At 68.4% G+C, this 25,088-nt stretch carries 26 protein-coding genes; 10 read left to right on the top strand and 16 right to left on the bottom strand.

The genetic code is table 11. The features are described from left to right. Position 1: 1 nt before the first annotated feature. The 4 genes from OV207_RS18555 to OV207_RS18540 all read right to left on the bottom strand — a co-directional run bounded on the left by OV207_RS18555 (position 2) and on the right by OV207_RS18540 (position 3,670). Positions 2-589: a hypothetical protein gene (locus tag OV207_RS18555; protein ID WP_267556498.1), complete on the bottom strand. Its 588-nt coding sequence runs from the start codon at positions 587-589 to the stop codon at positions 2-4. Next, a complete protein-coding gene (locus OV207_RS18550) occupies positions 567-1,628 on the bottom strand; it encodes a hypothetical protein (protein WP_267556497.1) in 1,062 nt (353 codons plus the stop codon). Before OV207_RS18550 ends, OV207_RS18555 begins: the two co-directional genes overlap by 23 nt. A 95-nt stretch (positions 1,629-1,723) precedes the next feature. Next, a complete protein-coding gene (locus tag OV207_RS18545; protein WP_267556496.1) occupies positions 1,724-3,031 on the bottom strand; it encodes a neutral/alkaline non-lysosomal ceramidase N-terminal domain-containing protein in 1,308 nt (435 codons plus the stop codon). Between the two features lie 195 nt (positions 3,032-3,226). After that, positions 3,227-3,670: a bacteriocin fulvocin C-related protein gene (locus tag OV207_RS18540; protein ID WP_267556495.1), complete on the bottom strand. Its 444-nt coding sequence runs from the start codon at positions 3,668-3,670 to the stop codon at positions 3,227-3,229. A gap of 625 nt (positions 3,671-4,295) precedes the next feature. Between OV207_RS18540 and OV207_RS18535 the strand changes: the two genes are divergently transcribed. Continuing rightward, on the top strand, positions 4,296-4,688 hold the full coding sequence (locus tag OV207_RS18535) for a RidA family protein (protein WP_267556494.1): 393 nt from the start codon (positions 4,296-4,298) through the stop codon (positions 4,686-4,688). Between the two features lie 70 nt (positions 4,689-4,758). On the opposite strand, the gene OV207_RS18530 is transcribed toward OV207_RS18535, so the two are convergent. Both OV207_RS18530 and OV207_RS18525 read right to left on the bottom strand, forming a co-directional pair. After that, on the bottom strand, positions 4,759-4,929 hold the full coding sequence (locus OV207_RS18530) for a hypothetical protein (RefSeq protein ID WP_267556492.1): 171 nt from the start codon (positions 4,927-4,929) through the stop codon (positions 4,759-4,761). Positions 4,930-4,993: 64 nt separating this feature from the next. Beyond that, on the bottom strand, positions 4,994-5,803 hold the full coding sequence (locus OV207_RS18525; RefSeq protein ID WP_267556491.1) for a helix-turn-helix domain-containing protein: 810 nt from the start codon (positions 5,801-5,803) through the stop codon (positions 4,994-4,996). Positions 5,804-5,924: 121 nt separating this feature from the next. On the opposite strand from OV207_RS18525, the gene OV207_RS18520 reads away from it, so the two are divergent. After that, positions 5,925-6,311, top strand: a complete 387-nt coding sequence (locus tag OV207_RS18520; protein ID WP_267556490.1) for a hypothetical protein — start codon at positions 5,925-5,927, stop codon at positions 6,309-6,311. Between the two features lie 37 nt (positions 6,312-6,348). Here the strand turns inward: OV207_RS18520 and OV207_RS18515 are convergent, their stop codons facing one another. The 5 genes from OV207_RS18515 to OV207_RS18495 all read right to left on the bottom strand — a co-directional run bounded on the left by OV207_RS18515 (position 6,349) and on the right by OV207_RS18495 (position 13,286). Further along, the gene (locus tag OV207_RS18515) at positions 6,349-8,775 is read right to left on the bottom strand and encodes a PAS domain S-box protein (protein ID WP_267556489.1); all 2,427 of its coding nucleotides are present in this window, start codon (positions 8,773-8,775) and stop codon (positions 6,349-6,351) included. A gap of 352 nt (positions 8,776-9,127) precedes the next feature. Further along, the gene (locus OV207_RS18510; protein ID WP_193428990.1) at positions 9,128-9,997 is read right to left on the bottom strand and encodes a hypothetical protein; all 870 of its coding nucleotides are present in this window, start codon (positions 9,995-9,997) and stop codon (positions 9,128-9,130) included. Positions 9,998-10,086: 89 nt separating this feature from the next. After that, complete coding sequence (locus OV207_RS18505; protein ID WP_267556488.1) at positions 10,087-10,860, bottom strand: hypothetical protein; 774 nt, start codon at positions 10,858-10,860, stop codon at positions 10,087-10,089. Positions 10,861-10,945: 85 nt separating this feature from the next. Continuing rightward, a complete protein-coding gene (locus OV207_RS18500; RefSeq protein ID WP_267556487.1) occupies positions 10,946-12,589 on the bottom strand; it encodes an Ig-like domain-containing protein in 1,644 nt (547 codons plus the stop codon). 253 nt (positions 12,590-12,842) lie between these two features. Beyond that, positions 12,843-13,286, bottom strand: coding sequence for a DUF4437 domain-containing protein (locus tag OV207_RS18495; protein ID WP_193428982.1), 444 nt, complete (start codon positions 13,284-13,286; stop codon positions 12,843-12,845). A 100-nt stretch (positions 13,287-13,386) separates the two neighbouring features. Here OV207_RS18495 and OV207_RS18490 point away from each other — a divergent pair, with 100 nt between their 5' ends. Further along, positions 13,387-14,346 carry a LysR family transcriptional regulator gene (locus tag OV207_RS18490; RefSeq protein ID WP_267556486.1) on the top strand — a complete coding sequence of 320 codons (960 nt, stop codon included), beginning with the start codon at positions 13,387-13,389 and terminating at the stop codon, positions 14,344-14,346. A gap of 9 nt (positions 14,347-14,355) precedes the next feature. Continuing rightward, entirely contained in the window at positions 14,356-14,961 is a 606-nt protein-coding gene (locus OV207_RS18485) for a hypothetical protein (RefSeq protein WP_267556485.1), read from the top strand. Between the two features lies 1 nt (position 14,962). Here OV207_RS18485 and OV207_RS18480 read toward each other — a convergent pair whose 3' ends face one another. Then, positions 14,963-15,466: a nuclear transport factor 2 family protein gene (locus OV207_RS18480; protein ID WP_267556484.1), complete on the bottom strand. Its 504-nt coding sequence runs from the start codon at positions 15,464-15,466 to the stop codon at positions 14,963-14,965. A gap of 110 nt (positions 15,467-15,576) precedes the next feature. Between OV207_RS18480 and OV207_RS18475 the strand changes: the two genes are divergently transcribed. Together OV207_RS18475 and OV207_RS18470 are read left to right on the top strand one after the other, a co-directional pair. Further along, a complete protein-coding gene (locus OV207_RS18475) occupies positions 15,577-16,035 on the top strand; it encodes a hypothetical protein (RefSeq protein WP_267556483.1) in 459 nt (152 codons plus the stop codon). 70 nt (positions 16,036-16,105) lie between these two features. Further along, positions 16,106-16,627, top strand: coding sequence for an SHOCT domain-containing protein (locus OV207_RS18470; RefSeq protein WP_267556482.1), 522 nt, complete (start codon positions 16,106-16,108; stop codon positions 16,625-16,627). Positions 16,628-16,701: 74 nt separating this feature from the next. Here the strand turns inward: OV207_RS18470 and OV207_RS18465 are convergent, their stop codons facing one another. From OV207_RS18465 to OV207_RS18450, 4 genes are read right to left on the bottom strand one after another with little or no spacing between them, the layout of a single operon-like run. Beyond that, on the bottom strand, positions 16,702-17,460 hold the full coding sequence (locus OV207_RS18465) for an ABC transporter ATP-binding protein (RefSeq protein ID WP_267556481.1): 759 nt from the start codon (positions 17,458-17,460) through the stop codon (positions 16,702-16,704). After that, positions 17,457-18,428: an iron chelate uptake ABC transporter family permease subunit gene (locus OV207_RS18460; protein WP_267556480.1), complete on the bottom strand. Its 972-nt coding sequence runs from the start codon at positions 18,426-18,428 to the stop codon at positions 17,457-17,459. The genes OV207_RS18465 and OV207_RS18460 overlap by 4 nt, the downstream gene beginning before the upstream one ends. Continuing rightward, positions 18,418-19,482: an ABC transporter permease gene (locus OV207_RS18455; RefSeq protein ID WP_227027761.1), complete on the bottom strand. Its 1,065-nt coding sequence runs from the start codon at positions 19,480-19,482 to the stop codon at positions 18,418-18,420. Before OV207_RS18455 ends, OV207_RS18460 begins: the two co-directional genes overlap by 11 nt. Further along, entirely contained in the window at positions 19,445-20,458 is a 1,014-nt protein-coding gene (locus OV207_RS18450) for a siderophore ABC transporter substrate-binding protein (protein ID WP_267556479.1), read from the bottom strand. Before OV207_RS18450 ends, OV207_RS18455 begins: the two co-directional genes overlap by 38 nt. 191 nt (positions 20,459-20,649) lie before the next feature. Between OV207_RS18450 and OV207_RS18445 the strand changes: the two genes are divergently transcribed. The 4 genes from OV207_RS18445 to OV207_RS18430 form a co-directional block, all read left to right on the top strand. Then, positions 20,650-22,308 (top strand): hypothetical protein, encoded by a 1,659-nt coding sequence (locus tag OV207_RS18445; RefSeq protein WP_267556478.1) that lies wholly within the window; start codon positions 20,650-20,652, stop codon positions 22,306-22,308. A gap of 69 nt (positions 22,309-22,377) precedes the next feature. Further along, entirely contained in the window at positions 22,378-24,015 is a 1,638-nt protein-coding gene (locus OV207_RS18440) for a glycoside hydrolase family 43 protein (RefSeq protein WP_267556477.1), read from the top strand. A 24-nt stretch (positions 24,016-24,039) separates the two neighbouring features. Beyond that, the gene (gene rnhA, locus OV207_RS18435; protein ID WP_267556476.1) at positions 24,040-24,507 is read left to right on the top strand and encodes a ribonuclease HI; all 468 of its coding nucleotides are present in this window, start codon (positions 24,040-24,042) and stop codon (positions 24,505-24,507) included. A 141-nt stretch (positions 24,508-24,648) separates the two neighbouring features. Then, positions 24,649-25,088: contractile injection system protein, VgrG/Pvc8 family (locus tag OV207_RS18430; protein WP_267556475.1), on the top strand; the 440-nt coding region annotated here is incomplete at its 3' end.

Raw genomic sequence — 25,088 nt, 5'->3', positions numbered from 1 at the left:
CTCAGCTCCAGGCAGCCCCTTGCAGCAGGGCCTTCAGCAGGGGATAGCGGTCGTCGATCTGCAACGCCTGGCACCATTGCTGGAAGTATTCCGCCAACCTGACGCGATTCGCGTGAGCCTGTGCATGGTGCAGCTCGAAGTCCTTGCGATTCTGGACCTTGTCGCCCGCCAGCATCGCGTTGACCTCCACCAGGGGCGACAGCCGGATGCCCTCGGGAGGCAGCTCGGCGTGGGAGAGATAGGCATTGGCCACCGACCGGTACTCCATGGCGAGCCCCAGCACGAAGGCACCCCCGGGAACAGGTTCCACGGCCTGGGCGACCCGTGCGTAGTGGTCCCGCAGCTCCCCGTCGCCCTGGACGAGTGGATGCAGGCAGAACGCTCGCATGGCCTGCGGCGAAGCCTGGAGGTGAAGCATGACGGCCAGCCCTTCATGGATGTGATTCATGAAGAGGACCTGGCTGCGCCGGGCGCGTTGTTGACCGTAGAAGTCCTGGATGAGCCGGTGCTCGGTGCTCTGAAGCACACCTGAGGCTTCCAGGGCGGCCCAGGTCGTGGGATGCAGGTCAGGTGGGAGCGGGGTTGGCATGCGAGCGGGCCCTCCTCCATGTTCGGAGCGCCACCCATGTGGCACCGCAGAGCGCCGCGAGCGCACCTGAGAGGCAAGCGAGGATCCCCAGTCCCAGGGCGAAAATCCAGGGGGCCGGCTCAAGCATGCCCGGCCAGCTCTCGCTCTGGCCCGGTCCCTTCACCGCCGTCTCCGTGAAGAGGCCGCCCCCGACAGAAGCCAGCATCGCGTCCTGCACCGTGAATGGGCTGCCCTGCAGTTGGTAGCGCAGGCGCAGTGAGGCGAGGCCCTTCACCGGCAAGGACACCGTCCGGCATTCACCCGGCAGCAGGCGACCCAGCTGGACCGGAGGAGACCCCGGCGATTCGGGAAGCAACCGCGCTTCGACCTGTTCGAGCGGATCCGATGCCACACGGTTGCAGACGGTGGCCTCGAAGGGCGGTGAGAGCCAGGGCGCGAGGTTCCAAAGCAGCACGGCCAGCGCGAGGAGTCCGCCGGATGCGCAAAGCCAGGCAACCAGCGCTCGCGTCCAGGCCGTGGTGTGCTGGCCACCCGCGGCGGGTCCCTGGGGAGGGTGGGCCTTGCGCAGGCGCCGCCACAGGGCCCACCCGAGTGCACCCGCGACGAGCATGAGTGTCGCAGGAATGCCGACGAGCCCCCCGTAGACGAAGAGCGGAGCGGTCATCGAGCACTGTCCCGCAGCCAGCTTCCCGTCTTCGTGCCTCCGTGCCACGACGAGGTAGGTCCATCCCATCCTGAGATGGGCGCCACAGTCGCCCGAGCCCGCAGTAGAGCCAGCCCAGAGCTCCACGGGACGCTCAGGCGACGAGCCCCGCAGGAAGAGCCAGGGGCGAACCAGCAGCAGTCGCTCCAGGGTGAAGAAGCTCCCCGTCCGGGCACTCCCCTTCATCCCATCCACGGTCCCGATGAAGACGATGGCCCGTTCATCGGTGAGTTCTGACTGCAGGATCGACTGCGTCGAAACGCAACTGCACGCAGCCGCCGCCGAGGGGAGGAGGGACGCAAGAAGCACCGCGAGCAGAGCCCAGCGCATGGCCACGAACATAGCCTGACACGGGGGCGGCTTCCTCTGCTTCGCGTCAGTCGCGGGCATCTTGGGTGTCACGGAGCCCAGCCGCTCCCAGGCGTCTTTTCCTATTGCCGCGACTCCTCCCTCGTCAGCGTCGCGGCTCGGATGAACGTGTCAAGAAGCTCGGGCCCAAAGTACTGAAGCCGGCTCTCTCCTCCCGCGTTCTCAACGTGTTCTGACGAGTCCATGTAACCGATGTATCCATTGACGAGCGAGACCGTGCGGGTGGCGTGCGCGGCCTCCTCCAACTCCCTGCCAGCCGAAAATGTGGCTTCGCCCGGGATGGACAGCAGGCGAAGCGGCCCCAGGGCGAGGAGGGAGACGCCAGCTTCCGCTGGCGCGTTCCAGCACAGCAGGTTGTTTCCAACACCGACGAGGAAGCCTGGAACGAGGCGCCTTGTATCCGCCGCAGGCAATGGAACCTTCATTCGTATGAACGAAAGTCCCGGTGATTCCCAGGACTGGAGTCGGATGCCCCTGACGACGTGGGCAAGCCGGGTGGCGAACTGCACCGCATGGGCGACCGCAGGGCCGTCGGGCTGTGCCAACCGGCTTCTGGCGTTGCCTACCGCGCCCTGCCAGAACAGGGTAACTCCACCCTCTGCTTCTTCGATGAGCCGCGAGTAGTGGCCAGGATAGTCTGGAGACAAGGCCTCGACTGTGCGAGGAAAGAGGGTGGGGTGGGCGGAGAATATCGTCACCTCCGCGATCTTCTTCTGTGCTGAGCGGAAGACGGCGCGAGTAATCCGGGCGTCCACCTGGGGTTCGTCCTGATTTCGCGAGGAAACGAGTTCTGGTGCTTCGCCCTCACCTGTTTCAAGGATTGCTGGAACGAGAGAGCTGGCTGCCTCCTGCAAGGCGCCCGTGATTGCATGGACAAGGGCCGCGCGTGCAGCCTCACGATAGGGGCCTACACCGCTGAGCTGGAAGAGCGCGTCTGGCTCATAGCTCCCCATGGATGAGTGGGTGTGGGTGGCAACCACCCATAGCTCAGAAAGCCCGAGGTCTTGGACGGCCTTGTGGACTTCATGCATGGCAGGGGACGGCGGCGTGAGCAGGTCCACCGCAACAACCCCGATGCGCAGTTCATCCACTTGCAACACCAGGGCACGAGCGAAGAGCGGGGCCTGTGCGCCGTGGGCGCTGGGCCGGAAGGGGCCGTAACCGGCGGCGGCGATTGGAAAAGGCGGAGTCAACTCCTGTCGGCCCGCTCCGGCATACAGCTTCCCCTTCGCGGAAATAGAGGCCTGGACTGTCGGCCTTGCGTCCCGCCTGAGGGCACACCAGTCCCGGGAAGCAGCCAGGTACGTGACAGTGATTGAGAGGAGGAAGAGCCCCCAGCGCCTGAGCCTGGAACGGAGGAGCGGCTTCACCGTCAGGCGCCCACGAAGTGCCCGCGCCTGGAAGAGCGAGTCCTGACGGCTTGTGCGCTGAAGTCCCTGGGCTCCATGAGATTCGCCTACCAGCAGGCACCCGATGCGTCAACTCGCGCGGCCTCAATGAACGCATGGACCAGCTGCGGCGATCAGCACCACAGCCAGTCCATGGATGACGAGGATGGGCCCAGGTCAGTACAGACAGTCGCCATTGCAGGCATAGACCCAGTTGGTCCCGCAGCCCCACGCCGTGTAGGTGCAACTCGTGCCAAGGGTGCAGAACGTCAGGGGGTAGCAGTAGTCAGAGGCGGTGCTGCAGCTGCAATTGGCATCCGCCACGGACCCCTCCCGCTGTTCCGGCGGCCCCAGGGTGGCGAGGAGCCGTCTGGCCTCCTCCGCACCGAACAAGGCGGTGGCCTTCTCCTTCAACGTTGCCTGCGCCGTGTTTCCAGAGGCCGGGGCGGCCGACTTCGTGAAGAGCGCCGGGGAGAGGGCAGCCAGAGCTTCCTGGATGAACTCCACCTGTGCCTTGTTCAGGTCGGGATGCGCATCAAGGTACTGCTTGTAATGCTGCTTCCAGAGTTCGCTCCTGGCCTCGGGGGAGAGCGAGGAGAAGATGGCCTTGCGATAGGTCATCGAGTAGCGGGCGAACTCCGCATAGACAGTCGGAAGCTAGTTGGCATTCGCTTCGACCCAGGCCCGCGCCTCCGCGCATTCCTGGGCAGAGGCACGGACAGGGAGGAATGCCGCTGCGCAGCCGACCGCCAGGGCCAGCGTCATGACGAGCAGTTTGACTTGGGTTTGAACATTGCGTTGCTCCTGTTGTTTTGGTGAGAGTGGACGCCTCTCGAAGCCAAGCCCAGGGCAGGCGCCGAAAGGGTGCCTTGGGTGGTTTGCCTGTTTTGATGGATTGGCTGGTTCATGTCAAGCGGGTTGGTTGTTCGGGAGGTTGTCATTTCTGTCCTTCTTCGCGCAGCTCATTTGTCAGTCTTTCCATGGGCGCCTTTGATTGATGTGGGAATCCAGGGTGCCTGTTGTGACCTGTGCCTGAAGGCAGCCGGTGCAGTGAGAGGGATATTCCAAAGAGGCACAGGCCGAAGACGTTGAGGAGGACGGTGCGCGTCAAGCGCTCCTGGTGCTCCGACACCGCGTGGTACTGCGGCAGGGAGGCGCGCCCCGCGCGCAGTGTGTCCAGCCCCAAGCTGGCCAGACCGTGTCCGGAAGGGCCCGCGCGCACCCGCGCAACTCCAAGGAGAAGCCCATGACGTCCGTGAAGCACCAGCCCATCGTCTCGCCGGACCTGCCCAAGCCCGCGGGCCCGTACTCTCCTGGCATGCAGCTGGACCGGCTGCTCTTCATCTCCGGACAGGCCGCCAGGGACCCTTCCACCGGCGTGCAGGCCGAGGGCATCGAGGCGCAGACGGAGCAGGTGCTGCGCAACCTGGAGCGCATCCTCGTGGCCGGCGGCTCCAGCCTCCAGCACGTCCTGCGCTGCGGCGTCTTCCTGGTGGACATGCAGGAGTTCGCCCGGATGAACACCGTCTACGAGCGCGTCTTCGCCGGCCACCGGCCCGCGCGCACCACCGTGCAGGTGTCCGCGCTTCCAGAGGCGGGGCTGCGCGTGGAGATTGATTGCATCGCCTACGTGCCCTGAGTCGCCTGTCACGGGCGAAGCTCCGCGCCCACCGTTCAGCGCGGAGCTTCCGGTGTCGAAGCGAAGGCGCTTAGACCGGCGGCGGGTAGGGGCAGATCAGCGCGTTGGTGATGGGATGCCGATAGCAGCCGGACGGCAGCTCCGCGGCCTGCGCCGAGCCCGGAACCAGGGTGAGCCCCGCCACGCCAACGCCGACGATGGCGGAGAGAAGGGCAACGATGCGAAGGGTCTTCTTGGACATTCACGCGCTCCTGACAATGTGTCGGTACTGCGAGAGCATCGTATCCTGAAGAGGGGGCCACGGCTCAGCGCGGGTGAAACTGCTCGATGGTGATCTCCTCGGCCATCGCATGCAGGGGGGCCCCGAAGGTGGTGACCGTGGTGAACCAGTGCGAGGTGACGCCGTGGAGGGTGAAGGTCAACGGCACCAGCACGGCCCCTGAGCCGCCAGGCATCGGCGGGAGGTTCCGCGCGTCGGGGAAGGTGAGCACGCGCGCCAGCACGCGCGCGACCTCGGAGTGGGGGCCGCGCAGCCGGGCGTTCTCCCGCAGCCGGTAGAGCAGGAACCCCGCCACCTCCTGCCAGTTCCCGATGGCCGAACGCACCCGCCCCGGGGCGAAGACCAGGTCCATCAGGTTGACCCTCCCGAGCGCCTCTCGCCCCTCTCCCATCAACGTGAGCGCGCCGACGTTCGCGTCGAGCACCGTCGAGGCCGCGTTGAGCACCAGGGCAGGGTGGGGGTCGTGCGCCGCGAGAATCATCGTCGCCGCCTGACGAAGCTCCTTCAGCTCCTCGCTGTCCCAGGCGCCTTCACCGAACTGCGGCGCGTAGCCCGCCGCCACGAGCAGGACGTTGCGCTCCCGCAGGCCGAGCAGCAGCGCGTCGGCCAGCCGCAGCACCATGTCCTGACTGGGCGCCGTCCGGCCGGACTCGATGAAGGCCAGGTGGCGGGGGGAGACCTCGGCGTCGAGCGCCAGGGTGAGCTGGCTCTTGCCACGCAACGCGCGCCACTCCTTCAACAGCGCGCCCAGCTCGCTGACGGCCCCCGTCGCGACCTTTCGTCGCGCCGTGGCGTGCCTGGCGCCCATCGCGTCCCTGTCATTCGCATCACGCATCACGGGCTCCTCCTCGCGAGCGTGGATGATGAACGATGCCGCACTTCCCTCCCAGGTCATTGCGGGGCATCCCGGGCCCCGGGGAGTCTTCGGGCCTCACCCACACACCGGAAACGCCCCCATGAACGACCGCCTCGTCTACCGCCTGGATGCCCTCGCCGCCATCGTCATGGGCGCCGTGCTGCTCGTCTGGGCCACGCCGCTCACCACGCTCGCCGGCTGGCCGCTGCCCCCGGCCTTCCTGTTCGGCGTGGGGCTGTTCCTGGTGCCCTGGGCTGGGTTCAACGCGTGGGTGTCCGTCCAGCCAGCGGTCCCCTTGCGCGCCGCGTGGGTACACCTCGCGGTCGACGCCTCGTGGGTGCTTGGCAGCGGAGCGCTCCTCGTGGCGTACGCACCTGGGATGTCGGCCATTGGCGTCGCGAGCGTCGCGGTCCAGACCGTCTCCGTCCTTGGCGTCTTCGCGCTCAAGTTCGCGGGGGTCGCCCGCCCCTGCCTCGCGCGCGGGTAGACGGGGTGTGACCTCGTGGGGGGCCGGAAGCGGGCCCTCAGTGCGCCAGGGAGCACGGCGGCAGCTCCACGGTGAACTTCGCGCCGAGCCCCGGCGTGCTGTCCACGGAGATGGTTCCGCCGTGTGCTTCGACGAGCTGTCGCGTGATGAAGAGCCCCAACCCGAGCCCTCCATAGTTGCGGGAGGCGGCGCGCTCGAAGCGCTCGAAGATGCGGCCCTGGGCCTCGGGTGGAATGCCCATTCCATGGTCCTCGACGGTGAGCCGTGCCTTTCGCTCGTGGAGCGCCACCTCCATCCGGATGGGCCGCCCCGCGCCATACTTCATCGCGTTGGTCAGCAGGTTGAGCATGACCTGCTCCAGGCGCAGCCGGTCCCAACGCCCCCGCACCGGCTCCCGCGCCACCAGCTCGAACTCGCAGCCCGTCTTCCGCAGTTGCTCCGCGAGGTGGTCCGCCACGTCCCGCGCAACCGCCACCAGGTCCATCTCCTCCAGGCGCAGGTCGAGCCGCCGCTCGTTGATGCGGGAGACGTCGAGCAGGTGCTCCGCCAGCCGCGCCAGCCGCCGGAGCTGGTCCTCGAAGACCTCCAGTATCTTCTCGACCTTCTCCCTGGGCAGCGGAGGCGGGGCCGTGAGGGCGGACTTCAGCTGCTGCACTCGCAGCTTCATGGAGGTCAGCGGGGTCTTCAGCTCATGGGAGGCAATGGACAGGAACTCATCCCGCGCGCGGATGGACTCCTGCGCAGAACAGTAGAGCTGGGCATTGTCGATGGCGACGGCGGCCCGACGCCCCAGCTCCTCCGTCAGCGCCAGCTCTGTCGGCGCATACGCCCGTCCCGGCTTGGGGGAGATGAGGAACAGCACGCCCAGGGTGCGTCCTCGGGCCTGGAGCGGCACCCCCAGCGATGGCCTGTCCAGCAGCGTCCGCACCCCCGCCCACCGCTCGCCGTCCAGGGCCACGGGGTCCAGCAGGCCCTCGGACGTTTCGGAGGTCTCCGACCTTCCGGTGGACAGGACCCGGCTCGGGCCATGGGGGGCTCCCGACGCAGGCGGGTGACGCCGGAGGAACTCCCGCACGTCCGCTGCGCGGGACGGCGCACTGTCCGCCACCGCCACCGGCCGCAGGAGCGCCCCGTCCGTGCGCACGAAGACGACACACAGGTCCGCCAGCGCGGGCACCGCCAGCTCGGCGACGCGCTGGAACGTGGTCTCATGGTCGAGCGACGTCACCAGCTCGCGGCTCGCCTCGGCCAGGAAGCGCTGTGAGACCTCCATCTTCTTGCGCTCGGTGATGTCGGTGGCGATTCCGCAGAGCGCATAGGCCGTCCCGGTGGCGTCGAAGAGCGGGAACTTCTGCGTGAGGTGGACGTGGATCCCGTCGTCGTGCGCCAGCTGCTCCTCCCGCTCCACGGGGATGCCCGTCTGGAGGATGCGCCGGTTGGCGTGGTGCAGGGTCTCCGCGATTTCATGGGGGAAGACATCGAAGACGGTCCGCCCGGCGACCTGTTGTCGGGTGCGGTGGAAGAGCCGCTCCCACTCGCGGTTCACGAACATGAAGCGCTCCTGCGTATCCAGCAGGAAGAACACGGTCGGCGCGTTGTCCAGGATGGAGCGCAGCCGCTTCTCGCTTTCGAGCAGCGCCTCCTCCGTCCGCTTCCGCTCGGTCACGTCGATGATCACCGCGAGTGAGCGCACCACCCTCCCGGAGCTGTCCTGCTCCGCGATGGCGGACAGGAGGACGTCGATGGGCTGCCCGCCCTTCTTCACGAGCTGGTACGGCACGTTCCAGCACGCCCCCGTCCTGAAGTATTCGGGGAGGATGACCTCGCGGGCGTACCGCCGGGACTCGGGCGTCAGGAAATCCACCGAGTCGTGGCCGAGCACTTCCTCGCGCTCATAGCCCAGGGTGGTCAACCAGCGGTCGCTGACGCTGATGAGCCGCCCCTGCTGGTCGATGGAGTGCATCATCACGGGCGTGTTGTTGTAGAGCGAGCGGTACTTCTCACGACCCTCGCGCAACGCGTCCTCGGTCGCCTTGTGGTCGGTGACGTCGCTGACGATGGAGACACCGCCACGGACCACGCCAGCCTCGTCGCGAACCGGATTCGAGCTGACGTTCAGCCAGGTGCCCGCTGGCCTCGCGGCGTTGCGCAGGAAGATCTCCGTGCGGCCGACCGTCTCGCCGCGCAGGGCCCGGCTCATGGGCAGGCGCTCGATGGGATAGGGCGTGACCTGGTCCGGCAGGTAGAGCCCGAAGTGTGCTGGCCACCGGCTGACGGGCACGTCCTTGGCCCCCACGCCCAGGATGTGCTCCCCCTTCGGGTTGATGAACACCAGGCGCTGGTGCTCATCCGCCACCAGCACGCCTTCGCCCATGCTGGTGAGGACGGCATCAAGGATGCTGCCGTGCCCTGGCGGCGTGCGACGCGGGGATGAAGGCGCTGGGCTGTCGTGCAGGCGAGCCATGGTGCGCGGGAAGGGACGACCTCTTCGTTCTTCAACGATGGGGGCGCCTTCCCCCATCCGCCAGTCGTCGCCTCCTCCCTGGCGCCTGTCACCGCGCCACGAAGCCACCCGCCAGGGAGGCGAGGACCCGCCGTTACGCCGCGCGAAGGAGTCCCTGGCGCTCCAAGAAGCCTTGCAGCAGGGGCCACCGGGCGGCCAGGAGCTCAACGTCACCGGGGCGCATGGGCTTGCAGGGATGCCAGCTCTCCCTGAGCGGATTGGCAGTGGAACGATTCCAGACGCATCCGTGCAACGTGAACGGGGAGAGTCCGTGACCGGGTGTCCCGCCTGGCGGAGCGTGTTCACCCGAGGCTCAACGCCCCAAATCCTCCAGATTGAAGCGGGCGGCCTCCGCGCCCACGCCCGACATGCCGTAGAAGTCCACGAGGTTCTTGTGGAAGTCCCGCGGATCGAGCCGGAACAGCATGAAGTCCTGTCCCTGCGTCGAGTGGTCGACCCCTCCCATCTTGAGCGTCCGGGGCTTGTCACCGAGGGGGTCGTGGTACTTCCCACTCGCGAAGGTCCGCACCTTCGCGGTGTCCAGCAGGGTGAAGGTCTGGAAGATCCATTCCCGCTGCGACAGGCCGATGAACCAGCGGATCTCCCGGAGCTTGTTGATGTGCTCACAGGGATCGCCGCGCTTGCGCGAGCGGGGGGACGCCAGCCATTCATTCAAGGTCAGGAACGGCATCGCCTCGTTACAGTTGTTCTGGTAGTGATGATAGACATAGTCCCCGTTCGTCTTCCCGGGAGGCAGGTAGAGGACGTAGGAGTGGCCGAGCGGCTTCGAGTCCACCCGCAGCAGATGGTGGTGACGCTCCGAGCGGCTCTGGAGACGGAACTTCACGAGCTCGAAGTCCGACATGATGGAGGAGGGGGTCACCTGCTTCTGCTTCGACATGTCTGTTTCAAAGGACTTGAGCATCATCCCGCACAGCCAGTTCGCGAGCTGGCCGCACGTCTGCGGCAGGTAGATGTCCGGAGTCGGGAGGGGATTCTCGTAGTCAGGGCAGCTGAAGGGCCACATGTCATCCAGCTCCTGGCGCGGGTTCTCCGGCGCGCCTTCCGCCTTGGCGAGCGCAGGCGGCAGGCCGATGGCGTACCAGGCATTGAGCTGCTTGAACCGGGGCTCCTTGCGGCTGCAGTCCGCCACGAGTCCCCGTACCCACGTATCCAGATCCACGGTGTGCCTCCCGTGAGACGAACCGCCCCCTCACGCGCGTGAGCCTATCCAGCCGCGTGTGGCGCACGCCATCCACAGGCGGGTCGGAATCACAGCGAGCGGCCGGGCTGACCTATGAGGTAGGTGATGATCATCCCCTGGGCGCGATGAACGCCGCTGCTCCAGCGGTAGCCGTCGACGTCCAGCCCCGTGGTCAGCCTTTCGAGGTCCGCCGGAGCATAGGTCCGCAGCGAAGACACCACGCCATCCCAGAGGATGAGCAGGGGGATGATGGGCACCAGGTAGGTGAGGACCAGTCGCCACCAGCGCACCGGGCGGATGAGCGGGGTGAAGAGCCACACCAGGGGCACGACGAGCAGGAGCTGGATGAGGATGTACGGCAGCGAGCGCTGCGTCAGTTCGAAGGCGGCGAAGGGGACCCCTTTCGCGGCGGCGTCCGCGAGCAGCGCGCGGGCCTGCTCCGGAGGGAAGTGGTGCAGCCCCTCGAAGAGGGTCCGCACCCCCGTCAGGTCCTCGGGGATGCGCGTGGCGTCGACCGGGGTGTCGCGGTAGTGCGCGCCGGGAGGCAGCTCCTGCGCCGGGGTGGGGTGGAGGTCGGTGAGCACCACCTCGGCCGCGGGATGCCTCGCCCGCAGCGCCGGGAGCAGGGTGCGCCACGGGCCCCCCGTGCCGGAGCAGAGGTCGACGACGCGGTCCGTGCCCGTGCCGCGCAGCAGCTCCGCCAGGAGCTGCGCCATGCTGTCGTAGGGCCGCACGCGGTCGAGCACGACGCGGAGGTAGTCGACCTCGCCACGGCGCAAGGGGCCGGGCAGCCACGACTGATCAAGGAACTCGAAGAGTTGGAGGCGGGGGAGCAGGGGCATTGGGAAGAGGATAGGGCCGACCCGCGACGCCAGTCCCCTGATTCCTGGGCGGGGCTCCCATTCGAGCCCCCCCGCCTGTCTCAACTCAGGGGACGGTCACCGTGACAGGGTTGCTGCGCCGGGTGTTGCCCGCGCGGTCCGTGGCGATGGCGACAATCTGGTGCGTGCCGGACTTGCCCGTGGTGTCCCAGGTCTTCGTGTATGGCGCGGTGGTCGCGTAGGGCGTGAGGTTCACGCCGTCGACCTCGAAGATGACGTAGGCCATGGACTGGCTGTCGCTCGCGGAGGCCGCCAGCGTGACGACGCCGCTGACCACCGCGCCGTTGGCCGGCGACGTGATGACCGACAGCGAAGGCTTCGCGTTGTCCACGATGAGCTGCCGGGTGGTGAAGGCGGACACGTTGCCCGCGGCGTCGGTCGCCTGGAAGCCGAGGGTGTAGGGGCGGTTGCCCAGCACCAGGGTGTTCCAGGAGAGGGAGTAGGTGATGCCGGAGCCGGCGGGGTTCGACGTCAGCACGGCGCCGTCCTGGAAGGCCTGCACCAGGGCCACGGGCGCGCCACCCTGCAGCGCCACCGACCACGACACGTTGACGTTGCCGCGCACGTAGTTCTGGGTCGTCGGGTTGTACTGGGGCGAGCCCAGGATGATCAGCGGGGGATTGTTGTCCACCGTGACGCTCACCGCGCTGGAGGTCCCGCTGTTGCCGGCGGCATCGAAGGCCTGCGCCGTCAGCGAGTTCACGGCCGTCGTCGCGGTCGTCGTGTTCCAGAGCACGGTGAAGGGCGCCGTGGTGGACGAGCCGATGAGTGACGCGCCATTGAAGAAGTCCACGCGCGCGACGCCCACGTCATCCACGGCGTTCGCGGTGATGGCCACGGTGGAGCGCACGAAGCTGCCCGTGGCCGGCGCGGTGATCTCCGCGGTGGGCGCCTGGGTGTCATCGGTCAACGAGGCGCTCGGGGCGGCGGCGCCGCGCGGGTCTGCCTTCGCGTCGGCGGTGCGCAGCGGGCCGGTCGCGCTGATGGTGGCCCGGCCCGTCCCGGCCGTGAGGCGGTCGGTGATGTCCTGGAGCGCGGCGTTATAGGCCTCGGTGCCCGGCGTCAGCGACGCCAGCGCCTGCCAGCGCCGAGCCTGCTCGCGCACGTCCGCCTCGCTCCGCGCGGGCAGGTCGTACGCGAGGGTGACGGTGAGGCCCAGGGGCTGGCCGCTCGCATCGAGCAGGTCGAAGACGAAGTGCCCCTCACCCGCGCGACCGCGCGACACGTCGCACAGGTCCATGCGGTTGACGATGGCCCGCAGGCGCAGGGGCGCCTTCGCCAGGTCCAGCGTGCCGTCGGCGCGCGTCGGCCAGTCCCGGAGGACCTGGGAGATGCGCTCCCGCGTGGCGGCGTCCTGGCCGTGGACGCTGGAGCCTGCCTCCCGCGCGAGCCAATCCCGCACGAAGTCCTCGGGCGCCAGGGTCGCGCTCATCCGCGCCACCAACCGTCCGAAGCTCCACGCCCCCTCCGTCGTGCGCACCGCGTCGCTCACGACGCCCGGGTCCTGGATGACCAGTTCCCGCTCCGGGGCACTGGCGGAGAGGCACTCCAGGGAGGTCTGTTCCTGACGGGCCTGGGAGGCACCGCGCTCCGGCGTGCCCTGCACCTCACCGCAACTGGCCGCGGCCAGCGCACCCGCACCGGCGAGCGCGGCGGCGAGACCACGGGACCCTCTCGAAACGATTCTCATGTGGATTGCCCTCTGGGAACGGGCGCCCGCGTGGAGTGGGGCACCCATGACGAAAGACATATCAACGTTGTCTTGCGTTGACCCCATGGGCTTTCACATGAAGAAGATTGCAACCCCAAGCGTCCAGCCGCTGTGCGCCTTCCAGACGGAGGGCATGTTTTCCCACATCCCCCGTCATGCGCTCCCAGCGCGACGTCTGGCGTGACCCTGGAGAGGCAGGGTCGCGACGGACGTCCTGGGCGGAGCAGGGCGGTTACTTCGCCTTCGCGGGCGCGAAGTCGAACGGCTTGTCCTGGGCAATGAGCATCACGCACTCGGACTCCGGAGCGCACTGGTTGCGGTGCACCACCTTGCCCGGCTGATCCCAGGTGCTGCCGGACTCGACCGCGCCCGCCGGGGTGACGCCCTCGCTGGTGTTCGTCATGCGGCCCTTCACCAGCACGCCGTGGTAGTCGGCGGAGTGGGTGTGCAGGCCGGAGTCGAAGCCGGCGGGAAACTTCATCAGGAGCCCGTACGGGCCCTTCTTCATGTCGCCCCAGAGGACGTGCACGGCCGGACCGCCCGGCATCAGCTCCGTCCAGGCGAGCTTGTCATACGCGGTCTGCTGGAAGGCCGCGGTGGACTTGCCCCCGGCGACGGCAAAACCAAAGGCGGATACGACGACGAGGGCGGCGACGAACCTGGAAACGGTCTTCATGGGTGGAGCTCCTCGGTGGGAGAGACGCCAGGGAGGATGGCGACAAGGGGCCTCTGCGAAAATGCCCGTTTCCGCAGGGCGCCTCTGCAAGAATGCAGGCATGCCCCAGTGGAGCGACCTGCAGCACTTCCTGGCCATCACGAGGAGCGGGAGCCTCTCCGCGGCGGCCCGCCAGTTGAAGGTGGACCAGACCACCGTGGGCCGGCGGCTGGCGGTGCTGGAGCGGGAGCTGGGCGCGCGGCTCTTCGACCGCACGCCGTCAGGGTTCCGGCCCACGGCGGTGGCCCTGCGCATCCTGCCGGCCGCGGAGGCGGTGGAGGCGGAGGCGCTGCGGGTGGAGCGGCTCGCCAGTGGGGAGGACCTGCGCCCCTCCGGGCCGGTGACGGTCACCGCGACGGACACCTTCCTGGTCCACAACGTGCTGCCGTGGCTGGCCGGTTTCCGGGAACGACATCCTGAAATCGAGCTGCACCTGCTCTCCGGCTACGAAACCCTCTCACTCGTCCGGCGCGAAGCGGACGTGGCCATCCGCCTGGTGCGTCCCCAGGAGTCCTCCCTGCGGGCCCGGAAGGTGGCGGCCATCGGCGTGGTGCCCTTCGCCTCCCAGGCGTACCTGGACCGCAGGGGGGCCGTGCGCTTCGACGCGGGCCTCCAGGGCCACACCGTGGTCGGGTACGCGCAGGACTCCAGGCGCTGGCCCGAATCGAAGTGGCTGGACGTGCACGCGGCGCGGGCCACCGTCGCGGTGCGGCTCACCTCCATCCTGGGCCTGCTCCAGGCCGCGCGCGAGGGCCTGGGCGTGGCGCTGCTGCCGGCCTTCTTCGGTCATCTCCATCCGGAGCTCGTTCCGCTCCGCGACGCCCTGCCCGAGTTGGAGCGGACCGTGTGGCTGGTGTTCCACGAAGACCTGGCCAACAACGCCCGGGTGCGCGCGGTGGTGGACTTCCTGGCGGAGACCATTGGTGCGCAGGCGGCATCGCTGGCGAAGGCGCCCGCGCGTCCCAGGAGCGCCTCGCGTGGAGCGGCCCGCCGCGTCGGCAAGCCCCGGGGAAACAAGTAGATTGGCGGGATGCCCAATCGCCTCCTGCTGCTGCTGACCGTCTGTGTTCCACTTCTTGCTTCGGCGAAGGAGCCGAAGCCTCGCACGTACGACATCATCATCGTCGGGGGCGGGAAGACCGAAGCGGAGGCGCAGGCCGCGTTGGACGGGCTGAAGGCAAAGGTGCCCTGGGCTCGCTTCGCGACTCCGAGCGGGGACTTGCTGGCCGTGAAGAAGTCCGACGACTACCCCGGGCTCAACAAGGGGCTGTACATCGCCGTGCTCGGGATGTGTGCCCGGGACGCGGAGGTGGCCGAGGACATGAAGCGCTTCATGAAGGCGCTCAAGGCACATGCGCCGGGGGCGTACTCCAAGAGCATCAAGGGCCAGTATGGCGACCCGTGCCCTCCGTCCAGTGCCTTCATGCCGCCGGATGCGGAGGAGAAGCCGTTGCTGGAGCGCATCGCGAAGGAGCCGAAGTCCGCGGACGCGTACTTCGCCTACGGCATGTACCTCAAGAATGAGTCCCGTCTGGACGAGGCCAACGCCATGGTCGGTCAGGCGCTGGAGCTGGACCCCCAACACGCGGAGGCCAAGGCCCTGGGCCATCTGCTGATGGTGCTGCTGACCGATTGAGCTACGGGGTGCCCAGCCGCTTGCCCTGGACGAACTGCAGGCCCAGCAGGTTGCCCCGGTGGTGCATTGGATCCAGCGTGACCTTCTGGATGCGCCACCCCTCCTGGGCCGTCTTGACCACCTCGTGCGTGTAGCGTCCCACCAGCGTCCACTCCTGCGGCACGCCGTTGAGCTGGAAGAAGTGGGACACCTCCGCGTAGGCATGCACCGTCGCTTGCGTGTCGCTCTTGAACTCGGTGCGCACCGTGTTGGCCGTGGCGTGCTGCGTGCGCGTGAAGCACTCCAGCGACACGTCCGCGAACTTCGCCAGCACCGCGCGCGGCTGGGTGACGGGCGGCACGCCCATGAAGCGCGAGTAGTCCGACGTCACCTCCGGCGCGAAGACCCGCTCCCAGCGCGTCCAGTCGCCCGTGTCCTTGCCATGGTCGATGGCCTGCCCGTACTCGGCCACCAGCTCCTGGATGGCAATCCAATCCAGCGTGTACTCCAGGTTCTTCTCGCGCATCGGTGTCTGCCTTTCTGAAGGATGCGCAGGCTTTCACCGTGGGTGGAGCCGTGACAACCCCCGGGGGCTTCTTCGCTTCCGCGGAGGCCCTCCGGACTATGCTCGGTGGCATGTCCCTGACGCTCATCGGATGGCTCCTCCTCGCGCTCCTCGCCGGGGGCGCGCTGGCGCTCCTGCAACGTCGCCTGCGTGAGTCCTCCTCCCGCGAGGAGCAGGAACTGGCTCCGCCGCCCGCGGCGGCGCCGCCCCCACTGGCCCCGGAGGTGTTCCAGGCCCGCCTCAGGGAGCTGATCGACGCGGGGCAGACCATCAAGGCCATCAAGCTGTACCGCGAGCAGCACGGTGTGGGCCTGAAGGAGGCCAAGGACTCCGTGGAGGCGCTCATGGCGGAGCGGCACCCCTTCGGACGTGAGCCCTCGGGGGCCGTGGAGGGGGATGCGGACATCGAGCAGGCCCTGCGCGATGACAAGCTCATCGAGGCCGTCAAGCTCTACCGCGACCGCTACGGCGTGGGACTGAAGGAGGCGAAGGACGCCTGCGACGCGATGCGACGGCGCCTGCGCGGGTGAGCCACCGCGTGTGTCTGGGGCAGGGCGGTGGCGTCCGGTAGAGTCGTGGGAGCCGCCACAGGGACATGCCATGTTCGACGCCCCCCTCACGACCTTCGACTACGTCTTCTTCCTGGCCCCGCTCGTCGGCGTGGTGCTGTTCCTGGTGCTCCGCTCGAAGTCCGTGCAGGAGCTGCTCAAGGGCATCCACCTCGAAGACCCGCTGCTCCAGAACGGAGAGGCCGCCGAGGCCACCGTCCTGGAGGTGCGGGACACCGCGCTGCGCATCAACAAGCAGCCCGTCCTCTCGCTCCTGCTGGAGGTGCGTCCGTCCGGACGCGCGCCCTATCAAGTGAAGGTGCAGAAGCGGTTGACCCGGTTCTCGAGCACGGCGACCTGGCAGCCGGGCCTGCGCGTGGACGTGAAGTTCGACCCGAAGCACCCCCTCCGCGTCGCGCTCGTGGGGCCGGTCACGACGCCCCTGGCGAGCCCTCCGCCGGCCGCGAAGGACCCGATACAGGCGATGACGGACTTGAAGCGCATGGCGGACGCCGGGCTCATCACCGCGCGGGAGTACGAGGACAAGAAGGCGGAGCTCCTCGCCCGGCTGTAGGGCTTCTGGCATCGCACGCGACGTGGAGGTCCGCTGGTGCCTGGAGTCGAACCCGTCGCGTGGGCCCGGCGGCGCTACCGGTAGTGGACGGCGATCCACTTCCCGTCGAGTTGGTGGATGGCGATGTCCAGGTCGTAGATGCCGCGCAGGACCTCCGTGCGCATCAGCGCCTCCGCGTTGCCCTGGAAGGCGACCTTCCCGTCGCGCATCGCGATGATGTGGTCGGAGTAGCAGGAGGCGAAGTTGAGGTCGTGCAGGACCAGGATGACGCTCTTGCCCAGCGCGTCCGCGGCGCGCCGCAGCTCCTGCATCATGGACACCGCGTGCTTCATGTCCAGGCTGTTGAGCGGCTCATCCAGCAGCACGTAGTGCGTGTCCTGACACAGCACCATGGCCACGAAGGCGCGCTGGCGCTGGCCTCCGGACAGCTCGTCCAGGAAGCGGTGGGCGATGGGCTCCAGGCCCAGGTGGTGGATGGCCCCCTCCACGAAGGCCCGGTCCTCCACCGTCGGGCGCCCCCGCGAGTGCGGATAGCGGCCGAACGTCACCAGGTCGCGCACCGTCAGCCGCGCGGTGAGGTGGTTGTCCTGGCGCAGGATGGCCAGCCTGCGGGCCAGCGCGTCGCCGGGCGTCTTCGTCACGTCCAGGTCGTCCACCAGGACCACGCCCGAGGACAGCGGCAACAGCCGGCTGATCATCGACAGGAGGGTGGACTTGCCGGCGCCGTTGGGCCCGATGATGGACGTGACGCCGCGCTCGGGGATCCGCAGGGAGACGTCGTCCACCACCAGGGTGTCTCCGTAGCGGCGGGAGACGTTCCGGGCCTCGATCATCGCAGGGCGCCTCTCATGAGCAGGGCGATGAACATCAGCCCGCCCAGGAACTCGATGATGACACGCAGGTTGGCGCCAAAGGAGAAGACCTGCTCCAGCAGCAGCTGCCCGCCCAGCAGGCCAATCACCGCGAGGAACACCGCGGCGGGCAGGGTGTGGACGTGCCGGTGGGAGCCCACCAGCCCGTAGGCCAGGTTCGCCACCAGCAGGCCGAAGAAGGTCACCGGCCCCACGAGCGCCGTGGACACCGACACCAGCACCGCCACCACCACCAGCAGCAGCGACACCGTGCGGCGGTGGTCCACGCCCAGGTTGATGGCCAGGTCCCGGCCCAGCCCCAGGACGTCGCAGGCGCGCAGCAGCGACAGGCCCAGGGCGGAGGCCCCCACGGTCACCACCGCCGACACGACGAGCAGGTCCGGATCCGGGTTGTTGAAGCTGGCGAAGAAGCGGTCCTGGAGGAAGGCGAACTCGCTGGGGGAGATGACGCGCTGGAGGAAGGTGGACAGGCTGCGGAACAGCACGCCCAGCACCACGCCCGTGAGCAGCAGCAGGTGGATGCTCCGGCGCCCGCTCCAGAACAGCCACCGGTGCAGCACGCCGGAGAAGAGCACCATGATGGCGACCTCCACCGCGAACAGCAGCCGCACGTCCAGGGCCGCCACCGTGGTGGAGCCCAGGAAGAAGAGCAGGCACGTCTGGAGCAGCACGTAGAGCGTGTCGAAGCCCATGATGGCCGGCGTCAGCACGCGGTTCTCCGTCACGGTCTGGAACAGCACCGTGGAGACCGCGATGGCGTAGGCCACCATCACCACCGTCAGGACCTTGCGCGCGCGGAAGGGCAGCACGAAGTCCCACCGCCCCTGGGCGCCCACGGTCATGAACGCGGCGACGCACAGGAGGGCCAGGCCCCCCATCAGCAGCAGCCGCCGCTCATGGCCCGCGGGCTTGAGCGCGCTAGCCCACACGGGCGTCCCGCCTGAGCAGCAGGTGGAGGAACATGAGGCTGCCCACCACGCCCGCCACGGTGCCGACGGGAATCTCATACGGGTAGCGCACCACCCGTCCGACGATGTCACAGAGCAGCACGAAGCCCGCGCCCATCACCGCCACCCACGGGATGGAGCGCCGCGCGTTGTCGCCCAGCAGCAGGCTGACCAGGTTCGGCACGATGAGCCCGATGAACGGAATCATCCCCACGGTGGCCACCACCATGGCGGTGACCATCGCGACCAGGGCCAGCCCCAGCGCGACGATGCGGCGGTGGTTCAGGCCCAGGTTGGTGGTGAAGGCCTCGCCCATGCCGGCGACCGTGAAGCGGTCCGCGACGACGTAGGCGATGCCCGTGAGGACGAAGGCGCTCCACAGCAGCTCATAGCGCCCGCGCATGACGCTGGAGAAGTCCCCCGTCGTCCAGGCCGACAGCGACTGGAGCAGGTTGAAGCGGTAGGCGAAGAACGTCGTCGCCGCGTCGAAGATGGCCCCCAGCACCAGCCCGACCAGCGGCACCACGAGCGCCGAGCGCAGCGGGATGCGCCGCAGGATGAGCAGGAACAGCGCCGTGCCCGCCAGCGCGAAGCCCGCGGCCACCAGCGTCTTGGCCAGGACGGGCAGGTCGGGCGCCAGCACGGTGACGGCGAGGATGCCCAGGCTGGCGGACTCCGCGGTGCCCGCGGTGAAGGGCTCCACGAAGCGGTTGCGCGCGAGCATCTGCAGGATGAGGCCGGCCACGCCCAGCGCCATGCCCGAGAGCATCAGGGCCAGGGTGCGCGGCACGCGGCTGATGACCAGCACCTGCACGGCCCGGTCGTCCGCTCCGGCCGCGAAGAGCGTGTCCCACGTCACCTGGCTGACACCAATCAACAGGCTGAGCCCGGCGAGCACCAGCACCGCGAGGACGGCCACGAGCAGGCGCGGCACGGCGAGCGCCGGCTCCGTGGCCACGACGGAGCGGGGAGGGGCGCGTCTGGCGAAGGTGCCCGACTCAGGGAGCGGGGGGCTGTCGAGGCTGTGCATAGACATCCGAGATCTGCTCCATCAGGCGCCGCACCGAATGGATGCCCCCGCCAATGAGGTAGGTGTTGGCCGGCTCCAGGTAGACGACCTGCCCCCGCTTCCAGGCCGCCGTCTGGTGCACCAGCTCGTTGTCGAGCAGCCGCTGGGCACCGCCCCCCTCGCCGATGGCCGCGTCACGGTCGATGACGAACAGCCAGTCCGGGTTGGTCTCCAGGATGAACTCCGACCCGATGGCCTCCCCATGCAGGGACGCCTTGAGCGCCGGGGCCGCGGGCGGGATGCCGAAGCCCTCGTGCAGCACCCCGAAGCGGGAGCCCGGGCCATAGGCCGTCATCCGCCCGCCCGTGGTCAGCACGACGAGCCCCCGGCCCCGCGTCGCGGTGGTCTTCTTCAGGGCTTCAATGGACTGGCGCAGGTCCGCCAGGAGCGCCCGGCCCTTCTCTTCCTTGCCGAACACCGCCGCCAGCCGCTCCGTGTTGGCCGTCATGGTGGCCAGGTAGTGCGCGTCGTCCGTGGGCTGATCAATGGTGGGCGCGATGTCCTTCAGCTTCGAGTAGCGCGCGCTGGAGCGACCGCCGGTGATGATGAGGTCGGGCCGCGCGGCGTGGAGCGCTTCGTAGTCGGGCTCGAACAGGGTCCCGTACCGGGGGTACTTCTTCACGTCCGCGTACTTCGCCAGCTGGCCGGGGAAGTACTCCCCCGCCACACCCTGGACGTCCACGCCCAGCGCGTCCAGCGTGTCCAGCGCCGCCAGGTCGAAGACCACCACCTGCTTCGGGTGCTCCGCCACCACGGTGCTGCCCTGGCCGTGGGTGAAGGTGCGGCCCGCGGCCACCGCGGGGGCTGGCGCGGCGGGCGTGGCCGCTTCCGGGGCGTCCGGGGTGGCGCGCGAGGCCCGCAGGCCCAGGACGGCGAGCGCGACCACGGCGACGCCACACGCGGCCGCGAGGAGGGGGGGGACACGCCGGGGGGAGGTGCTCACGGGTCTTTCAATCCAGACTAATCACTGATATCAAATGATTTTGATAATCATTATCGCATTGGGTATAGCGGATCGCGGCCAGACCGTCAAAGGCCGTTCGTCCCTGTGTCGGAGGCGCCCGGGCAGGCAGGTCTCCCGGGAGGGGGCTGGCTTGACGGGTTCGAGCCCGGGCAGGGAGCATCCGGGGCGCGATGTTCTTCTACTTCGAGTGCAAGACCTGCAAGAAGGTCAGTGACCTCTTCACGCAGGGCGAGCGGCCCGCCGAGGTCCCCAAGTGCGGCCCGTGCACCACGAAGCACGGCGACAGCATCGTGGAGACGCGGTCCGTCAACTACTTCACCTGGCACTGCAAGCGGTGCGACCACACCTCCGGGCTGTGCACCTCCTCCGACTATCCGACGCTCAAGGGCGCCAGGCCCACGTGTCCGAAGTGCCACCAATCCGACGCGGTCTTCCTGGTCAAGCCGCGGGTGGCGGGCAACGCGCATCGGATGGCGAAGCGCAAGGAGGTGGGCATCCTGGGCAAGCGCGACCGGGACGACCTGGACCTCTACGCGGACCCGGACGGCCTGGAGCAGGCCGCCCTGGAGGAGATGCCTGGCGGTGGCAAGGGCAAGAAGCGGAGCCTGGCGCTCTTCCTGGACGGCGCGGACGAGCACCCCCAGGAGGTCGTCTTCGGGCCCACGGCCTCCAACGCCCTGCTGGCGAAGAGCGAGGCCCTGTATCAGGACAAGAAGCGCTTCCGGGAGAAGTACAAGACGAAGTACGGGGCGCTGCCGGACAAGAAGAACCCGCTGAAGACCGAGCTTCACGACGGCACGGTGGTCCCCCTCCAGACCTACAAGAACGACCTGTCATCCACGGAGAAGGTGGGCACGACGGTCTACCCGAAGATGAACAAGTCGGCGCCCACGGTGGTCAACGCGGCGAAGCTCGTCGACCGGAGCGTCCAGTGGGACTACCGGGAGCTGGGCCCCAACTCCTTCCTGCGCAGGCTCTGCTCGCTCCTGTACGTGGTGGAGTTCAACGGCGGCGGGGACGGCAACAACCCGGTGGAGCTCCAGGCCATGTGGGCCGGCGGCTCCCTCTTCCTGTCGACCAACAACCTCGCGTTCTCCACCAGCCTGCTGGCCGCGCTCAAGAAGGAAGGCTCCGTCAGGGCCTTCCTGGCGCAGGTCAAGCTGGGGGGCACGTCGACCGGGACCTACGTCACGGCGATGCGCAACTTCGGCAAGGAGCACACGGCGAAGCTCCCCGTGTACCAGGCCGAATTCAGCAGCGGGAAGTACCCGGACTACTTCCGGTTCAAGTGGGAGTACGTGTTCAGCGAGCTCCAGGCGTCGCTGACGCTTGGGTCCCCGGACATCCAGGAGCTGGTCGTCGCGAAGAGCGCGACCCAGGAGGGGTTCAAGCACTGGTCGGTGACGTCCCCGGTGGTCGCCGGCAAGGTCTACGTGGTCCTGCCCAAGGCGCGGACGAAGGGGGAGGGCGACACCTACTTCACGAAGAAGAAGATCCACGCCGAGGAGCTCTTCCACCCCATCCTGATGGCGCTCGACGGTGCCGGCATCCTGAGCGACGTGCTCCCCGCGTTCGTGGGCGGCGTGAAGACCCCCTGCCGCACCTGCTCCATGGTGCTGGAGGACGCGTCGGCGGCGCTGGGGACGAAGCTCATCCTGCCCACGAACGCCTTCGGTCACTACTGGAAGGCCTCCGGCATGCACGTCCCCAACCCGGTGTTCCCGCCGCAAGCCCAGACGCTGGTGTTCGGCTCGAAGAAGTCCATCGATGACGGCTCCATCAACATCTACAACACGGAGATGCCCCCCTCCCCCTCGCGGGACGACTGAGGTCGCCCTCCCGCCTTTGTCCTGATATTTCTAGAAATCCTAGATTTATTGGTCTGAAGGAGAGGGCTCATGAAATCCGTTCGTGTTGGCAGGTGGATGTCCACGCTCTTCGCGGGCGTCGTCGGGTGTGGAGGCGGGCAGGTCCCCGCGCCGGAGGAGGCCGTGTCGGCCGCGGCGCTGGTGGTGGGTGACACCGCGCGGACGCTGCTGGTGCCGGGGCTGGCGGACCCGGACGTCCTCAAGGAGAACGACGACCTGTTCTTCCTGTCCGGCACCGGCAACGGCCAGCAGCTGCCCATCTATGAGACGAACGACCTCACGACGTTCCGCCTCAAGCGCGCCTACGACCCTTCGCTGGCCGACCCCACCTACGACTACTGCTTCCTGTGGGCGCCGGACCTCAACAAGTCCAACGGCGCCTACCAGCTCCACTTCTCCGCGCACCGGGTGCCCAACGGCGCGGCCTGTCCGCCGGCGAACCAGGACGTGACGACCTTCGTCGCCACGGCGTCCGACGTGAACCTCCTCTTCGGCGCGCCCCAGCCGCTCAACGCCAACACGACGCTGCCGCGCACCTCCACGGCCCCGGGCTGCCTGCCGCAGGGCTGCAACCGGAACATCCGCATCGACGCGGCGACGTACAACGACACGTCAGCCCGCTGGTTCTTCTATGTCTGGTTCGACCGGGGCAACAACATCTCCTCCTTCAACACCGCCGCCCCCGGCACCGTCTACAACCACGCGGGCCCGGCCGTGTTCGCGACGCCCGCGCACGATGAGGGCATCAACGAGGCGCCGGAAGTCTTCAAGCGCGACGGCCGCTACTACCTGCTCTTCAGCACCGGCTGGTACAACAGCCAGTACGCCATGTCCTACGTGATGGCGGACTCCATCCCCCAGCTCACGCGGGCGCGCGCGGTGCGGCGGCTCTCCCTGCCGCTGCGCAACTCCGCCGGCAAGCTGGTGCAGAGCCACGGCCACAACGTCATCGTCGAGCGCCGGGGGGAGTACTTCAATGTCTTCCATGTCGGGGCCTTCGACACCGCGGGCAACCTCACCTCGCGCAGCACGTACAAGCAGCGCGTCGGCTTCAAGCCCGACGGCGCCATGACCTCCCTCAACCAGGTGAGCGTCCGCTGGAACAAGCTCAACGGCTACAGCTACTCGCTGGACGTCGTGCTGCGGGACGGGTCGGTGGTGGGGCCGTGCAGCTCCGTGGCGCTCCTGGGGCAGTCGAACAAGACGGTCTTCGACGGCGTGTGCCGCAGCGCGGGGGACCGCGTGGTGACGAAGGGGGACATCGCCGCCTTCCGCATCTTCTATGCCGTCAACGGCGCCTGGGGTGCGTTCGTGGAGAAGGCGTATGACGGCATCTCCGACGACGTCTCCCTGGAGCTGCCGGGGGGCTTCACGCCGTTCGTGGACCTGGAGTGGAGCGAGCTGCAGACGACCGCGCAGTACTCCATCGACGTGCAGCGGCGCGACACCGGCGCGTGGATTGGCCCCTGCATCGGGGTGGCGTCCGTCAACAAGAGCCTGGCCTGGACCTACCAGGGGCGCTGCGACACGCCGGGCATCAACGTGGCTCCTTCCAACATCCAGGCCTTCCGCATCTGCTCGGCGGTGAATGGGGACTGGGCGCATGCCCGCTGCGGCGCGGCGGCCTACGACGGCCGGGGCCTGCACTCGCGCATCGTCATCCCCTGAGGCCCGGGGTAGGGTGCGCGTTCGATGTCGCTCCCCCTCGTCCACATCTACTGCGACGGTGCCTGTTCACCGAACCCCGGCCTGGGCGGCTGGGGGGCCATCCTCATCGCCCCGGAGCGCAAGGCCTACCGCAAGGAGCTCCAGGGCTCCGAGGCGGACTCCACCAACAACCGGATGGAGCTGACCGCGGCGCTCGTGGCGCTGAAGGCCCTGAAGATGCCGTGCCGCGTCCAGGTGTTCACCGACTCGAAGTACGTGTGCAACGCCTTCGAGGCGAAGTGGCTGGACAAGTGGCAGGGCAATGGCTGGCGCACGTCCGACAAGAAGGCCGTGTCCAACGCGGACCTCTGGCGCGAGTTGCTGGAGGCCGTCCGCACCCATGAGGTCTCCTGGCACTGGGTGCGCGGCCACTCGGACGACGTGGAGAACAACCGCGCGGACGCGCTGGCCGTGGCGGCCCGGTTGGAGCTGGCGGCCCGGCTCGGGCGGTAGCGGGCGGTGCTGGGGGCGCCGCTGCCTTCAGCCTGTGGGTGTCTGGACGACAGGCATTCGCAGGCGCGGAGGTGAAGGGCTTTCACACTGGGGGTATGATATTCCTTTCCGTCGCTGGCCTTGCAGTGACGGGGGAAATCCATGCCCAACGCCAAATCACCCGCCTTCACCCTGCGGGTGGGAGCCCTTGAAGCCGAATCGCTCGTCGTCGAACGGCTGAAGGGCGAGGAGGGCCTGAGCCGCCTCTACGACTTCAGCGTGGACTTCGCGCCCCTGGCGCCAGAGTCCCTGGACACCGCGCCCCTGGTGGGAGCGGAGGCGCTGCTGACCGTGGCCCAGCCCGGTGGAACGCCGCGCCACGTGCACGGCGTGGTGCGCGCGGTGGAGTCGCTGGGCCTGCACGGGGGGCGCTGGCGCTACCGCGCGCGCATCGTGCCCGCGCTGTGGCGCCTCACCCAGGTGAAGCGCAGCCGCATCTTCCAGGGCCAGTCCGTGCCGGACATCCTCAAGGACGTCCTCACCGCCGGCGGGGTGGAGGTGCGGGTCAGCCTGCACGAAAGCCACGCCCCGCGTGAGTACTG

The organism is Corallococcus sp. BB11-1, from assembly GCF_026626625.1.
GTDB classification, from domain to species: domain Bacteria; phylum Myxococcota; class Myxococcia; order Myxococcales; family Myxococcaceae; genus Corallococcus; species Corallococcus soli.
This window is presented reverse-complemented; position numbering and strand designations above follow the sequence as displayed.